This window comes from Novosphingobium sp. (assembly GCF_030699305.1).
Taxonomy (GTDB): domain Bacteria; phylum Pseudomonadota; class Alphaproteobacteria; order Sphingomonadales; family Sphingomonadaceae; genus Novosphingobium.
In genome coordinates, this window is record NZ_JAUYNB010000010.1 from 289277 (window position 1) to 303421 (window position 14145).

The 14145-nt window shown below is 65.1% G+C and carries 11 protein-coding genes and 1 tRNA gene; 6 read left to right on the plus strand and 6 right to left on the minus strand.

Features of this window, described 5'->3' with window-relative positions:
• The first annotated feature begins 70 nt into the window (after window positions 1-70).
• Complete coding sequence (locus Q8Q53_RS04220; RefSeq protein WP_305700503.1) at window positions 71-1645, plus strand: helicase HerA-like domain-containing protein; 1575 nt, start codon at window positions 71-73, stop codon at window positions 1643-1645.
• An 88-nt stretch (window positions 1646-1733) separates the two neighbouring features.
• The gene (locus tag Q8Q53_RS04225; protein WP_305700504.1) at window positions 1734-3221 is read left to right on the plus strand and encodes a PDZ domain-containing protein; all 1488 of its coding nucleotides are present in this window, start codon (window positions 1734-1736) and stop codon (window positions 3219-3221) included.
• A gap of 98 nt (window positions 3222-3319) precedes the next feature.
• Here Q8Q53_RS04225 and Q8Q53_RS04230 read toward each other — a convergent pair whose 3' ends face one another.
• Window positions 3320-3706 carry a VOC family protein gene (locus tag Q8Q53_RS04230; protein ID WP_305700505.1) on the minus strand — a complete coding sequence of 129 codons (387 nt, stop codon included), beginning with the start codon at window positions 3704-3706 and terminating at the stop codon, window positions 3320-3322.
• A 91-nt stretch (window positions 3707-3797) separates the two neighbouring features.
• Here Q8Q53_RS04230 and dxs point away from each other — a divergent pair, with 91 nt between their 5' ends.
• A complete protein-coding gene (dxs, locus tag Q8Q53_RS04235; protein ID WP_305700506.1) occupies window positions 3798-5720 on the plus strand; it encodes a 1-deoxy-D-xylulose-5-phosphate synthase in 1923 nt (640 codons plus the stop codon).
• A gap of 316 nt (window positions 5721-6036) precedes the next feature.
• On the opposite strand, the gene Q8Q53_RS04240 is transcribed toward dxs, so the two are convergent.
• Genes Q8Q53_RS04240 through Q8Q53_RS04255 form a run of 4 tightly spaced genes read right to left on the minus strand, consistent with a single transcriptional unit; the run spans window position 6037 to window position 11103 of the window.
• Window positions 6037-6723, minus strand: a complete 687-nt coding sequence (locus Q8Q53_RS04240) for an NnrU family protein (protein ID WP_305700507.1) — start codon at window positions 6721-6723, stop codon at window positions 6037-6039.
• Window positions 6724-6751: 28 nt separating this feature from the next.
• On the minus strand, window positions 6752-8083 hold the full coding sequence (locus Q8Q53_RS04245; RefSeq protein WP_305700508.1) for an amidohydrolase family protein: 1332 nt from the start codon (window positions 8081-8083) through the stop codon (window positions 6752-6754).
• Complete coding sequence (locus tag Q8Q53_RS04250) at window positions 8080-9507, minus strand: amidohydrolase (protein ID WP_305700509.1); 1428 nt, start codon at window positions 9505-9507, stop codon at window positions 8080-8082. Before Q8Q53_RS04250 ends, Q8Q53_RS04245 begins: the two co-directional genes overlap by 4 nt.
• Window positions 9508-9513: 6 nt before the next feature.
• Window positions 9514-11103, minus strand: coding sequence for a peptide MFS transporter (locus tag Q8Q53_RS04255; protein ID WP_305700510.1), 1590 nt, complete (start codon window positions 11101-11103; stop codon window positions 9514-9516).
• 189 nt (window positions 11104-11292) lie between these two features.
• Between Q8Q53_RS04255 and Q8Q53_RS04260 the strand changes: the two genes are divergently transcribed.
• From Q8Q53_RS04260 to Q8Q53_RS04270, 3 genes are all read left to right on the plus strand, one after another.
• On the plus strand, window positions 11293-11634 hold the full coding sequence (locus Q8Q53_RS04260; RefSeq protein WP_305700511.1) for a GntR family transcriptional regulator: 342 nt from the start codon (window positions 11293-11295) through the stop codon (window positions 11632-11634).
• Window positions 11635-11790: 156 nt separating this feature from the next.
• The gene (locus Q8Q53_RS04265) at window positions 11791-12072 is read left to right on the plus strand and encodes an integration host factor subunit beta (protein ID WP_305700512.1); all 282 of its coding nucleotides are present in this window, start codon (window positions 11791-11793) and stop codon (window positions 12070-12072) included.
• Between the two features lie 133 nt (window positions 12073-12205).
• Window positions 12206-12290, plus strand: a tRNA-Leu gene (locus tag Q8Q53_RS04270).
• 51 nt (window positions 12291-12341) lie between these two features.
• Here Q8Q53_RS04270 and Q8Q53_RS04275 read toward each other — a convergent pair.
• The gene (locus Q8Q53_RS04275) at window positions 12342-14126 is read right to left on the minus strand and encodes an SLC13 family permease (protein ID WP_305700513.1); all 1785 of its coding nucleotides are present in this window, start codon (window positions 14124-14126) and stop codon (window positions 12342-12344) included.
• Between the last annotated feature and the right edge of the window lie 19 nt (window positions 14127-14145).

Genomic DNA, 14145 nt, shown 5'->3' on the forward strand with positions numbered 1-14145 from the left:
TGCAAAAAGCCACTCGCACAAGTGCTTGGCGGCGTTTATTCGCTGGGAGCAGAGTCGCTGGGAGTTGCACATGACAGAAATCTACCTTGGCCTTGCCGCCAATGGCCAGCGGCAGCACCTGCTGCTCAGCCGGGCCAACCGTCACGGGCTGATTGCGGGGGCCACCGGGACCGGCAAGACCGTGACTTTGCAGGGCATTGCCGAACAGTTTTCGAAAGCCGGGGTGCCGGTGTTCATGGCCGATGTAAAGGGCGACCTGGCCGGGATCACGATGGCCGGCAGCAAGGATTTCAAGCACGCGGCCAAGCTGGAATCGCGCGCGGCGGAACTGGGCATCACCGATTACACCTATCAGGACAACCCGGCGGTGTTCTGGGATCTCTACGGCAAACTGGGTCACCCGATCCGCACCACGATCTCCGAAATGGGGCCGCTGCTGCTGGCGCGGCTGCTGGGGCTGAACGAGACGCAGGAAGGCGTGCTGACGATCGCGTTCAAGTGGGCGGATGACAACGGCCTGCTGCTGCTCGATCTGGAAGACCTGCAACAGGTGCTGATCGCCTGCGCCGAACGCGCGAGCGAACTGGCCACGCAATACGGCAACATCTCCAGGGCCAGCGTCGGCACGATCCAGCGCCAGCTGCTCGCCTTCGAAAGCCAGGGTGCGGCCAATTTCTTTGGCGAACCGGCGTTCGAAATCAACGATTTCATCCGCTGCGATGAAACCGGAAAGGGCGTGATCAACGTGCTGGCCGCCGACACGCTGATGCAGAGCCCCAAGCTGTACGCCACGTTCCTGCTGTGGCTGCTGTCCGAACTGTTCGAGGCGCTGCCCGAAGTCGGCGATGTCGAAAAGCCCAGGCTGGTGTTCTTCTTCGACGAAGCGCACCTGCTGTTCGACGACGCGCCCAAGGCGCTGTTCGACAAGGTGGAACAAGTGGTGCGCCTGATCCGATCCAAGGGCGTGGGCGTGTTCTTCGTCACCCAGAACCCGATCGACATCCCGGAAAAGATCGCGGGCCAGCTCGGCAACCGGGTGCAGCACGCGCTGCGCGCCTTCACCCCGCGCGATCAGAAGGCGATCCGCGCCGCAGCGGAAACGTTCCGGATCAACCCTGACCTTGATGTCGAGGCGGTGATTACCGAGTTGCGCGTCGGCGAAGCGCTGGTGTCCACCCTGGACGAGGAAGGCGCACCCGGCGTGGTCCAGCGCACGCTGATCGCCCCGCCGCGTTCGCGGCTTGGGCCGGTGACGCCCAAGGAGCGCGCGATCATCCAGTCGATCAGCCCGTTCGACGGCAAGTATGATGCCGCCGTGGACCGCGAATCCGCCGCCGAAGTGCTGGCGCAAAAGTCCGCCGATGCCGCCTCCGCTGCGCAAGTGGTCGACCAACAGGGCGAGGAAACCCAGCGCGCCCAGCCGCGTCAGTCACCCAGCCTGTGGGAAAAGGCCGGCAAGGCCGCGTTTGGTGCCGCTGCGGCATCGGCTGGTACCATGATGGCGCGCAAGATCAGCGGCAAGAAGACCAGCGGCTCACCGATCGCCTCTGCCGCCAGCGCGGCGGCGGGCAGCATCGGCACGGCGCTGGGCGGGCAACTGCTGGGCCGCTTCGCGCGCGGCTTGCTGGGCGGCCTGCTGCGCTGAGCCGCGCCGCCGGGGCGGTTGATTCAGGACAATGCAGGCCTTAGCGTTAAGTGCGAACCTTTTTCGTGTTGGGAAGGGAGTATGGTCTGTGAGCGATGTACCTCGCGCGTTGGCGGTGCGTCCGCTGGGACTGCTGCGGCTTATGCTGGCGGCCCTTGCGGCGCTGTGGATAGCTGTACCGGCGGCGCAGGCCGAAGACCTGTGGGCTTACGAGTATCACTGGTACGAGCCCAAGCCGCTCGCCGATGCGAGTCGGGCGGCCAGCACGATCATCAGCCTTCAGAAGTTCTTCATCCTCTATGGCGGGATGAACATCGACCAGCTGGTCGTGACGCGGGAAGGGCTGGCGGTCCATGGCAGCCAGACGACGATCCAGTCGAACAGCCAGTACGTGCCGTCTTATGGCGGATCATGGATCGGCAATCGGTATGTTCCTTATTACGGCGGCTCGACCGTGACGTCGCAAGTTCCCGTAACAACACAGCAACAGGCCTACGTCCCGTTCAAGGACGTAACCGGCGTGTACCTGATGTATCTTCCCCACCGGGAGAAGCATTGGGGGGTCCATTTCACTTCCCGCGAAGACGGCAAGAACGTAACTTTGCGGACCACCGACGAAGGACTGGCCCGCCAATTTGCTGACGCCGCAGTGACGTTGATCGAGCAAGCCAACCCGGCTTTCATGCTAAACTTCGACGAAGTCGGACTGTGGGGGGTCTGGAACGACGCAAAGGCGTTCAAGAAGGCAAAGTACAAAGGCACGGGCCTCCACCTCGTCAAGGTCACCAGAGGTAGTCCGGCTGAGCGGGCCGGGATACGCCCCGGTGACATTTGGGTAACGATCAACGGGAAGCCCCGGACGTCGGGACAGTCGTTCAGCGAAGTCATCGGTCCGGCCTATGACAGCAATCTGGAGTTTTCTTTCGATCTGGAGGTCTGGCGGGACAAGCAACTGATCCCGCTGCGCCTCACCGCGAAGAATGTCCGGATGACGCATTGGCTGGCCAAGAATCCCAAGTTTCTGGGGGTCAATTTCCGCGAGCTCACCAGTGCCGATCCGCTCGTGCCGGGCGTGACGGCACCGGCGGGGGTGTTTGTCCGGGCGGTAATGGAAACCACGCTGGCGGCGCGGATGGACATCCGGCCCGGCGACATCCTGTTCGAACTGAACGGTGCTGCCATAGCAAATGGGGATGCGCTGATAGCTGTCGTCAAAGCCGGCCCCATCACCTCTGCCAAAGTCCTGCGCGATGGCGCTGTGATCGAATTGCGGGCACCGCCGCCGCCTGCTGCGCCGAAGCCTCCTGCCGCCGCGCCGGAACGGTTGGGGCTGGGAGTGCGCGAAATCCCTGCTGCCGAGGGTCGTCCGGCCTATCTTGAGGTCGCCGCGGTCGAGCCGGGACTGGCGGCGGCCAAGCTGGATTTGCGAGCGGGGGACAAGCTGATCGAAGTGAACGGCAAGGCCGTGGCTACGACCGCCGATCTGGCCGCCATTGTCGCGGGCGGTCCGGTGGTCACGGCGAAAGTCGAACGCGCCGGGGTAGTTGTTCCGCTGGGCGGTGTGACGCGGTTCTGAGCACGGCTGGAGCGGTCGCGGCCAGTTCAGGCCAGCGGTCGTGACAGCGACAGTGCGGCGGCGGGCAGCATCGGCACGGCGCTGGGCGGCCTGCTGCGCTAGCCGACTTGCGTCAGGCTGAGCAGGTTGCCGTCGGGATCGGCAAACCAGGCCACGTGTGCGCCGCCGTCGGGGGAGCTCCATACCCCGTCGGCGTCCTGCCCGAACCCGTCATAGATTCGGAACGTCACGCCCTTGTCGGCCAGCGCCTGCACCGCGCTGCGGATGTCGGCGACGTGCCAGCCGACCACCGTGTGTCCCGATCCGACATGGCCCGCCACGTCGGTCAGGCGCAGCGGGGTGCGGTTGCCAAGGTCGAACGTCACGGCATGGCCATCTTCACCCATCAGGCGCAGGCCCAGAACGTCGGCATAGAACGGTCTGGACTTCGCCCGGTCGGCAGTCAGCACGAAGACAACGGGTTGCGCGGCGGGTGGCAGGGACATGGCAAGTTGATCCGGGGATTGTTGAAGTAACCGGGGCTTACCATCTTTCGTATCAATCGACACCACCATGACATGCGTGTAAGGCACCGAGATGAGTTCAAACCCGGCAACGCCGCTGCTCGACATTGTCGACACCCCGGAAAACCTGCGCAAGCTTGCCTCTGGCCAGCTCCGCCAACTGGCGGACGAATTGCGTACCGAAATGATTTCCGCCGTCGGGCAGACGGGCGGGCATCTTGGTTCGGGGCTGGGGGTCGTGGAATTGACCGTGGCGCTCCATTACGTGTTCAACACGCCTGCGGACCGGTTGGTGTGGGACGTCGGCCATCAGGCCTATCCGCACAAGATCATCACCGGGCGGCGTGACCGGATCCGCACCTTGCGGCAGGGCGGGGGCCTGTCAGGCTTTACCAAGCGCAGCGAGAGCGAATACGATCCGTTCGGCACAGCGCACTCGTCCACCTCGATCTCGGCCGCGTTGGGCTTTGCCATTGCCAACAAGCTGGCGGGCACGCCGGGCAAGGGCATCGCCGTGATCGGCGACGGCGCGATGAGCGCGGGCATGGCCTATGAGGCGATGAACAACGCGCAGACCGCCGGCAACCGGCTGGTCGTGATCCTGAACGATAACGACATGTCGATTGCGCCGCCGGTGGGTGGTCTATCGGCCTATCTGGCCCGCTTGGTGTCGTCACGGCCCTTTCTGGAACTGCGTGAATTGGCCAAGCGCCTGTCGCGCAAGCTGCCCGAACCGCTGCACCGTGCGGCCAAGAAGACCGACGAATTCGCGCGCGGCATGGCGATGGGCGGCACCCTGTTCGAGGAACTGGGGTTCTATTACGTCGGGCCGATTGATGGGCATAACCTTGATCAGCTGATCCCCGTTTTGGAAAACGTCCGCGATGCCGCCGAAGGGCCGTGCCTGATCCATGTCGTGACGCAAAAGGGCAAGGGCTATGTCCCGGCCGAACAGGCGGCGGACAAGTATCACGGCGTGCAGAAGTTCGATGTCGTCACCGGCCAGCAGGTCAAGGCGGTGCCCGGCGCTCCGGCCTATCAGAACGTGTTCGGCGAAACGCTGGCGATGCTGGCGGACACCGATCCCACGATCTGCGCGATCACCGCCGCGATGCCTTCGGGCACCGGGGTGGACAAGTTTGCGAAAGCGCACCCGGATCGTACCTTCGACGTCGGCATTGCCGAACAGCACGCGGTGACGTTCGCCGCCGGTCTGGCGGCGCAGGGGATGCGACCGTTCTGCGCGATCTATTCGACCTTCCTGCAACGCGCGTTCGATCAGGTGGTGCATGACGTGGCGATCCAGAACCTGCCGGTCCGCTTTGCGATTGACCGGGCCGGGCTGGTCGGCGCAGACGGCGCGACCCATGCGGGCAGCTTCGACATCACCTATCTCGCCACCCTGCCCAATCTGGTGGTGATGGCCGCGGCGGACGAGGCGGAGCTGGTCCACATGACCTACACCGCCGCGCTCCATGACAGCGGCCCGATTGCCTTCCGCTATCCGCGCGGCAACGGCGTGGGCGTGCCGATGCCGGACGTCCCGCAGCGGCTGGAAATCGGCAAGGGCCGGATCGTGCGTGACGGCACCAAGGTGGCACTGCTCTCGCTCGGCACGCGGCTGGCCGAAGCGCTGAAAGCGGCTGACGCGCTGGAGGCCAAGGGGCTGTCGACCACGGTGGCCGACTTGCGCTTTGCCAAGCCGCTCGACCACGACCTGATCCGCCGCCTGATGGCGACCCATGACGTCGTCGTGACGGTGGAGGAAGGCTCGATCGGCGGACTTGGCGCGCACGTGCTGACCATGGCCAGCGACGAAGGGCTGACCGACGCGGGCCTGAAAATCCGCACGCTGCGCCTGCCCGATGTGTTCCAGGACCACGATTCGCCCGACAAGCAGTACGACGCCGCTGGGCTGAATGCGCCGCAGATCGTCGAATGCGTGCTGAAGGCGCTGCGCCACAACTCGGCGGGGATTGAGGAAGCGCGGGCTTGACCAGCGACGCGGTCGCTCCTGAAGCCCCGTTTGAGGCGCGCTGTTCGATTGTCGCCGCCAGGACCTGATGAGCCGCTTCTAGCGCTCCGCTGAATTATCGAAATTCGTCACCCTGAACTTGTTTCAGGGTCCATCTCACCTCCTGCACGAACCGTGCGGGCCGAGAAATGGATGCTGAAACAAGTTCAGCATGACGGTTTAGACTTTACGGTGGCGAAGGGGATAAGCGCCAACTTGTTCCAGGGTCCATTGCGCGGTGCATCCGGATCGTGCGGGGGTGGCACTTGTCCTGATATCACGGTGCAGCGAAGTGTGCTCAACCAATCCAGCGCCACAGGCCCGCCGGGATATAAGCCAGCCATACGTGGGCCCAGCTGCCCAGCAACCACAGCACTATGCCGCCGATCCACGGCACCGCGCCCGCCTTCGCCAGCCCACCCAGGCGCGGCCAGAAGCTGGTGCGGGCTTCCCAGCCTTGCCAGGCCTCGCCCATTGCCGCTTCCTTCTTGCGGTCCTGCATGTGCGATCCGACCAGTGCCAGCACGCCCACTGCCAACGTCAGCACGATCACGCGCGGGGTCGGCGACACAAGGAGATGGGCGCCGCTCCACAGCGCGATGGCCCACATCATCGGGTGGCGGGTCACGTGAAACACCCCGTGCGGGGCCTTCGTGGCCAGCGCCGCGGCGCGCGGATCGGGCAGGGCGGGGTTGCCGAAGAACGATCCGGCCAGCAGCACGGAGCTGACCAGCATCAGCGCGGTGGCCGCGCCCCAGATCACGTTCCCGCGCCCGTCCCACAGCGGCCCGGCATCGGGCGTAACCGCCCGGAACGCCATGGCCATCCATGCGAAAGTGCCCAGCGCGACCAGCGAATAGACCGCCTGAAAACCCTTGTCGCCGACCACCCGCACGACAGCCCCGCGCAAGGGGTGGGACAAGGCAAAATGGGTTCCGACGAAAGCGACCGCTGCGGCGATCAGGTTGGCAAGTGCGTTGTCCATGGCGGAACCCTCCCTCGGTTCGTGGTGTTTACCAGTCGTAGGCTTTGGGCAAGGCGCCCTCGGTCGGTGTCTGATAGCGGTCGCGCAGACGCGTCTGGCGGTTGCTCAGCGGTTGTTCAACCCCGTCGATGAACACCTGTGTCACGCCCGACCCGGCTTCCAGCGGATCGCCGTCCCAGATCACGACGTCACCGGCGCGGCCCGGCTTCAGGCTGCCGAACTTGTCACCCTGCCCGATGATTTCGGCCGGAACCGAACTGATCGCGGCGAAGGCCTTGTCCCATGACAGCCCGGTTGCGCCGGGCACTTTGGTCAGGCCGACCAGGTTCCCGGCATATTGCGGGGCATGGCGCGGCTGGTCAAAGAACGCGCCCAGCGCCACCTTGACCCCCGCCGCTGCCATCCGCCCGACGTTCGACTGGGTTGCCCCCAGCTGTTCGAACGAGGCGGGGAGGTCGTTGAGCGGCGTGGCCAGCACCGGCACGCCCGATGCGGCCAGATCGCGTGCGGCCATCCAGCCCTCGGTCGCACCGACGATCACCAGCTTGAGCGCGGGAAAATCGGTCTTCAACGCCAATGCGATCCGGATGTCGGCGGCGCGTTCAGCCCGGACATAAAGCGGCTGACGGCCCGCGACGACCGGGATCAGCGCAGCGGCATCGAACCGGTTGAGCAGGGCATCGCCCGGCCGTTCCGGTGCGGTATCGGCCAGGCGCGGATCGGCACCCGTGCCGCCGCCCCGGCGCGCGAGCTCACGCGCTTCGATCAGGGCATTGCGCAGCACGGCATGCACTGCCACGCGGCTGCCCCCGGCGCGGCGCGCACCGGTTTCGCCCAGATCGACGTACTGGAACGCGCGCGGCTGGGTCACGGCCTGATTATCCGCCCCCAGATCGATGATCGCGCCCTGTCCGCCAAAGATCGCGCCGGTATCCAGCGGCGCAACCGCCGCCCGGGTTACCCCGGCAGCGCGGCTGATTGCGATCGGCTGGGCCACCGGGTTGATTGCGGGGGCGATATCCAGCGCCGCGCTGAACGGGGACTTGCCCGAATTGCCGTCGTTGCTTTCATCGACAGCCTCGACATCGACCAGCCCCAGATCGGTTATCGCCACGACGAGGCCGGGCGTAACCCATTTCCCGCCCGCATCGATGGTCCGAATACCAGCGGGCACGGCCACGCCGGCTCCGGCGGCGACGACTTTGCCGCTGCGCACGACCACGGTTCCACCGGCAATCGGGGCAGACCCATCGCCGATCACGACGGTGGCATTGGTGATGGCAATATCCTGCGCCAGCGCGGGAGCGGCGACCGAGGTGAGCAGCGCGGCGAGCGCGAGGGACAGCTTGCGCGCGCTCATTTCACGTCTCCTTCACCGGGCTGGCCAAGTTCGAAGTCGGTCACCGGACGGTGCTTCGGATTGCCGGAATCGAACAGCAGCGCGCCGTCGACCCAGACCTTTTCGGGCCGCGAATAGTTGGACAGCGGATTGCCGTTCCACAGCACCACGTCCGCCGCCTTGCCCGCGTCGAGGCTGCCGGTCAGCTGGTCGATCCCCACGGCCTTGGCCGGGTTGAGCGTCAGCCAGCGCACCACTTCGGCGTCGGAAATGTCCACCCCGGCGCGGCGGGCATCGCCCTGCGCCTTGGCGGCTTCCTGATTGAGCCGCTGGATGCCGTTTTCGTCGTCCGAATGGATCACCACGCAGGCCCCCGCCTTGTAGAGCAGCCCGGCGTTTTCGGGGATCGCGTCATAGGCTTCCATCTTGAAGCCCCACCAGTCCGCCCAGACCGCGCTGCAGGTGTCACTGGCCTTAAGCAGGTCGCCGATCTTGTAAGCTTCGACCGCGTGATGGAAGGTCGCGACCTTGTAGCCGAACTCCTTCGCCATATCGAGTACCAGCGCCATTTCATCGGCGCGGTAGCAGTGGTTCTGGATCAGGATTTCACCTTCCAGCACCCCGGCGAGCGTTTCCATCGCCAGATCGCGGCTTTCCAGTTTTCCTTCATCGCGCTTGCGGCGATAGTCCTGCGCTTTCAGCCAGGTGGCGCGGTTATAGGCAAAGTTGCCCATCCGGGTGGAGGGGGCGCGGCCCTTGCTGCCATAAACGCGCTTGGGGTTTTCACCGCAGGCCATTTTCAGCGTGTAGGGTGCGGCCGGGAACTTCATCCCCTGCACCGTGCGCGCGGGCACGTTCTTGAGCGTTACGCCGCGACCGCCCATCAGGTTGGCACTGCCCGGCAGCACGTGCAGCGCGGTGACCCCGCCGTTGGCCATGGCGCGGGTAAAGCCGGGGTCTTGCGGCCAGACGCTGTGTTCGGCCCAGACTTCGGGCGTGGTCGGCGCGGTCGCTTCGTTGCCATCGGAATGCGCCTCCACCCCGGGGCTGGGGTAATCGCCCAGGTGGCTGTGGGCATCGATGATCCCCGGCGTCACGAACTTGCCGGTCGCGTCGACCCGCTGATAGCCCTCGGGAACAGGCAGGTCGGCTCCGCCCAGCGCAACCACCTTGCCATCGCGGAACAGCACGGTCCCGCGCTCGATCCGGCCCCCCTTGCCATCAAACACGGTCGCGCCGACCAGCGCGGTCGCCGCGCCGGGATAGACCCGGTAGCTGGAGGGATAGGGATCCTTGTTGAACTCCCGCGCCGCTTTCACGGCGGCGCTGGACTCCTTCTTGTCCTTGTCCTTGTCCTTGGCGTCCTTGGCCAGACCCGGCCCGGCGCCGCCCATCACCAGTGCGCAAGCGGCAGCGACCAGCAGGGGGCGATGCAGTTTCTTCATCGTTGTCTACTCCGCCTTGGTTTCGGGCCGGTCTTCCAGCGTATCCAGGTGCATCCAGCGCTTCACGATCGGTGAAACCAGCAGCACCGCAACGGCCGCCCCGATCGAAATCCAGCCGAACATGGTATAGATTTCCAGCAGCTTTTCCTTGCTCATTTCGCCGCCATGGCCGCCGGTTGCTTCACCGATCTTGCCCGCAACGAAATTGCCCACTGCGGTCATGTAGAACCACGCACCCATGATCAGCGAGGCGAGGTAGCTTGGCGCCAGCCGGTTCATGGCCGACAGGCCAACCGGGGACAGGCACAGCTCACCCGTGGTGGCCAGCAGGTAATAGAGGAACACGAACAGGACCGGCGTCATCGCGGCGAGCCCAAACGCCTGCGCCCCCCAGACCAGCACCAGGTTGGCGAGGCCCATCTGGGCCAGTGCCAGACCGAACTTGGCCGGAGCCGACGGTTCCATCCCGCGCTTGCCGAGCCACTGCCACAGGGCGGCGAACAGCGGCGCCAGCAGGATGATGTAGATCGGGTTGATCGACTGGAACAGCGAAGCCGGGGTTGCACCGCGATCGACATAGCGATCCGTGAACAGGCTCATCGACCCGCCGGCCTGTTCGAACAGGCCCCAGAACAGCGGGTTGAGGCTGATCAGGAACAGCACCGCGAACATCCGCTCACGCGGCTCCTTGGGCAGCTTGAAGGTTTCATAAAGGACGTAGCCCAGCAGCGCGATGCCCGAAACCAGCAGCAGGTTCTGGATCACCGACTGGTACTGGACCAGCGCCCAGCACACCGCGACCGCGGCAATGCCGATGCCATAAAGCGTCATTTCGCGCGACTTGGTCAGCGGGGCCGGAGCCTCACCCGCGCCGTTCAGCGCGCCCTTGCCGAGGACGAACACGACCAGACCCAGCAGCATCCCGATGCCCGCCAGCCCGAAGCCGTAACCCCAGCCGATTGTTTCGCCCAGATAGCCGACCAGGATCGTGCCGATCGCCGCGCCGACGTTAATGCCCATGTAGAACACCGTGTAGGCACCGTCACGGCGCACGTCGGTCAGCTTGTAGAGCTGGCCGACCATCACCGAAATATTGGCCTTGAGGAAGCCCGAGCCGACGATGATGAAGGCCAGCGCGCCCCAGAACACGTTGATGGCCGGATCAGCCTGCTTCACCAGCGGATCGGTGACGCCGTGCATCCCCTCAACCGCCATCAGGCTGTGGCCAATTGCCAGCAGCAGGCCGCCAAACAGCACCGCCTTGCGCTGCCCCAGATACCGGTCGGCCAGATAGCCGCCCAGCACCGGGGTGATATAGACCAGGCTGGTGTAGGCGCCATAGATCAGGTTGGCGTTGCCATCGCTGAACAGCCAGTGCTTGGTCAGGTAGAAGATCAGCAGCGCGCGCATGCCGTAATAGGAAAAGCGTTCCCACATTTCCGCGAAGAACAGCATGTACAGGCCCTTGGGGTGGCCCGCGAATTCCGGCTCTTTCTGGATGGAGATCTTTGCCCCGATTGCCAGGAATATGCCGAGGACGACGACCGCGATGCCCGCGATCCAGTCACCCTCGTTCCACAGCGCCATGTCTTTCATTAAAGCCCCCATCAGCATTGGTGCGGCGCGCACTGCCGGGAGGCGCGCCAAAGTGGGGGGAGATTAGCGGGGTTTGCGCCGGATAGAAGCAGAATATTGCGCATTTGTGAAACAGGATGATTCAGTCGCAATGCCGGATTTGCGCGGTTCCGGCTTGCGTGATGCGCTGTATTATGTCACTGATGCAGCATGCCGAACGCCAGCAAGCCCGTCTATCTCAAGCTTCGTGACCTGATCGCGGCAGGGATCATTGATGGATCCTATCCGGAAGGGGCAATGCTGCCGTCGGTGCGGGCATTCGCGGCGGAGCAGGGGGCCAATCCCCTGACCGTGGCGAAGGCCTATCAGCAGTTCCAGCTCGACGGGCTGGTTGAAGTGCAGCGCGGGGTCGGCATGTTCGTGGCGCGCGGCGCGGCAGACAAGCTGCGCCGGGCCGAGCGTGACGCATTCCTGGCGGTGGAATGGCCCGCAGTCCGGCAGCGCATGGACCGGCTGGGCATCGTTCCGGCCGATTTGCTGGCGGAAGGTTAATTCTGGCTTAGTCCGGTTAACTTTATCCGTTGCACCCCCGCACCGCTTTTGGCACTACCGGATTGTGCAGTGCCGCTTGTACCGGGTCGAAAGCTGTGCCGCGCTTATTTCCAGACAGGGATAGCTTGCTTCGGCAACTTCCGGAAAGGCGTGAGAATGATCAGATCGGAATTGCTGCAACTGCTGGCGCGGGAAAATCCCGAGCTGCGTGCGGAAGAGATCGAGAAGGTGGCCAACGTCTTCTTCGATGAAATTGCCGAGCGGCTGGCCCGGGGCGGACGCGTGGAACTGCGCGGGTTCGGTGCATTTTCCACCCGTGAACGCGATGCGCGCAAGGGCCGCAACCCCCGCACCGGCGACAGCGTCGAAGTGCCGGGCAAGAAAGTGCCCTATTTCAAGCCGGGCAAGGAAATGCGCGCCAAGCTCAACGCCGATTGAAACGGCCTGGCGGGACGGGCGTGGCGCTCCGTCCTCGGCCAGTGCTCACTGTTGCTGATCGGATCGCGCTCACCCATTCCAATCGGCTGGACAACGGCTTGGCCGATCTGCCACAGGCGAACCCCTGCACCGTGCGGACGTGGCGGAATGGTAGACGCAGGGGACTTAAAATCCCTTGATCCTTGATCGTGTGGGTTCGAGTCCCACCGTCCGCACCAGTTTGGCCGCACCAGTTTGGCCGCACCAGCGCGGGGCGCTCGCGCTGCACGCTACAGGTCGTAGCGCAGCACCAGCAGGGTCGATAGCGTGACCACCATCAGGATCACCAGCGGCAGACCGGTTCTGACATAATCCCTGAAGACATAGTCCCCTTCGGACATGATCATCATGTTGGTCTGGTAAGCGACCGGCGTGGCATAGCACAGATTGCACCCGAACAGCACGGCCAGCACCAGCGGTTCGGCCGGCAGGCCAAGCGACTGGGCCAGACTGAACGCAATCGGCGTTCCGACGGCCGCTGCGGTGGCGTTCGAGGCGAAGTTGGTCAGCACGGTGACGAACAGCATCATCGCGGCCAGCACCCCGGCGGCGGGCAGGAACTGCAAGCCAATGGCCAGCAATTGCCCCAGCCACTCCGCCGCTCCGGTCACCAGCACCAGCTTGCCCAGCGCGATGCTGGCGGCGACCAGCACGATGACCTGGGCCGACAGCGCGCGGCCGACCCGTTCGAACTTGACGCAGCCGGTGACGAACATCAGCACCGCGCCGGCCAGCGCCGAAATCGCGATGGGCATCAGGCCGATGCTGGCGACGCCGACCGATCCGGCCATGATCGCCAGCGCCAGCCCGGCCTTGCCACTGCGCGGCATTTCCCGCCCACCTTCCAGCACCAGCAACCCGTCGCGCGCGGCAAAGTCCTGCGCCGTATCGGCGGCAGCGATGACCAGCAGCACGTCACCTTCGCGCAAGGGCGCTTCGGCGGTCCGGGCGCGCGCCTGGTGCAGAAACCCGCGCGCCTGGTGGATGCCCAGCACCGCCACGCCTTCCAGTCCGGCGCTTTGCAGGGTCAGGCCGATCAGCCGGGAATCGGGGGCGATGGTCATTTCCACCAGCGCCAGATCCTGCCGCGCCGCGTCTGCTTCCTGCCGCAGCCGGGCCAGCAGCCACGGCGGAGCCAGGGTAGCCCCCAGCTTGCGTGCGGCTTCGGTCAGCGCCTCTTGCGGGCCTGACAGGTTGATCCGGGTACCGGGTGCGATCCGGTCGGGCAAAGGTCCGTCGATCTGAACCCCGGCAGGCAGCATGGCGATGAACTGATCGGCAGTCTTGCCAAACGCCGGGGTTTCCTCGCCAACCCGCAAAGTTGCGCAATAGTGGCGCAAGTCGGGATTGGCGGCGCGCGAATTGTCCGGCAGCAGGCGCGGCATGACCAGCCAGAGATAGGGCAGCGCCACCAGCGCTGCGGTCAACACGATCCCGGTGAAGTGGAACACGCCGATCGGCGCCATGCCCATGTCGGTGGCGATGGAGACGACCAGCAGGTTGGTCGACGTGCCGATCGTGGTCGCCATCCCGCCGATCAGGATGGCGGAATTGACCGGGATCAGTGTCTTGGAGGCGGGCATTCCGCCTTGGTTGGCCAACTGCGCCAGGATCGGCAGCAACAGCACCAGCACCGGCGTATCGTTGATCATCATGCTGAGCGCCAGCGCCAGCATCAGCGTCACGAGCAGGCCGAGCTGCCGATTGAGCCGCCAGACCCGGTTGAGCGCGCGCGCCGCCGGCTCCAGCGCGCCGGTCACCACCAGCCCGCGCCCCAGGATCATCAGCGCGCAGATCGTGATCAGAGCGTGGTGCCCGAACCCCCCGAAGGCCAGCGCCAGCCCGTCATTCGGGGCGGTGCCGGGGAGCGGAAAGAAGTATAGCCCCAGCGCGATCACGCCGATGGTCAGCAGCGAAATGATCTCGACCCGCGCCTTGCCGCTGGCAAAGCCATAGAACATCGCACCGGCGAGGAGGATCGAGGCGAACCCGTGGAGCGATGGAAGGCCGATCATCTGAACCGTTTAGCCCTTC

Excerpts from the sequence above, each read along its gene's own strand:
- Q8Q53_RS04220 (WP_305700503.1), top strand. The coding sequence starts at position 71 with ATGACAGAAATCTACCTTGGCCTTGCCGCCAATGGCCAGCGGCAGCAC.
- Q8Q53_RS04230 (WP_305700505.1), bottom strand. The coding sequence starts at position 3,706 with ATGTCCCTGCCACCCGCCGCGCAACCCGTTGTCTTCGTGCTGACTGCC.
- dxs (WP_305700506.1), top strand. The coding sequence starts at position 3,798 with ATGAGTTCAAACCCGGCAACGCCGCTGCTCGACATTGTCGACACCCCG.
- Q8Q53_RS04240 (WP_305700507.1), bottom strand. The coding sequence starts at position 6,723 with ATGGACAACGCACTTGCCAACCTGATCGCCGCAGCGGTCGCTTTCGTC.
- Q8Q53_RS04245 (WP_305700508.1), bottom strand. The coding sequence starts at position 8,083 with ATGAGCGCGCGCAAGCTGTCCCTCGCGCTCGCCGCGCTGCTCACCTCG.
- Q8Q53_RS04250 (WP_305700509.1), bottom strand. The coding sequence starts at position 9,507 with ATGAAGAAACTGCATCGCCCCCTGCTGGTCGCTGCCGCTTGCGCACTG.
- Q8Q53_RS04255 (WP_305700510.1), bottom strand. The coding sequence starts at position 11,103 with ATGAAAGACATGGCGCTGTGGAACGAGGGTGACTGGATCGCGGGCATC.
- Q8Q53_RS04260 (WP_305700511.1), top strand. The coding sequence starts at position 11,293 with ATGCCGAACGCCAGCAAGCCCGTCTATCTCAAGCTTCGTGACCTGATC.
- Q8Q53_RS04265 (WP_305700512.1), top strand. The coding sequence starts at position 11,791 with ATGATCAGATCGGAATTGCTGCAACTGCTGGCGCGGGAAAATCCCGAG.
- Q8Q53_RS04275 (WP_305700513.1), bottom strand. The coding sequence starts at position 14,126 with ATGATCGGCCTTCCATCGCTCCACGGGTTCGCCTCGATCCTCCTCGCC.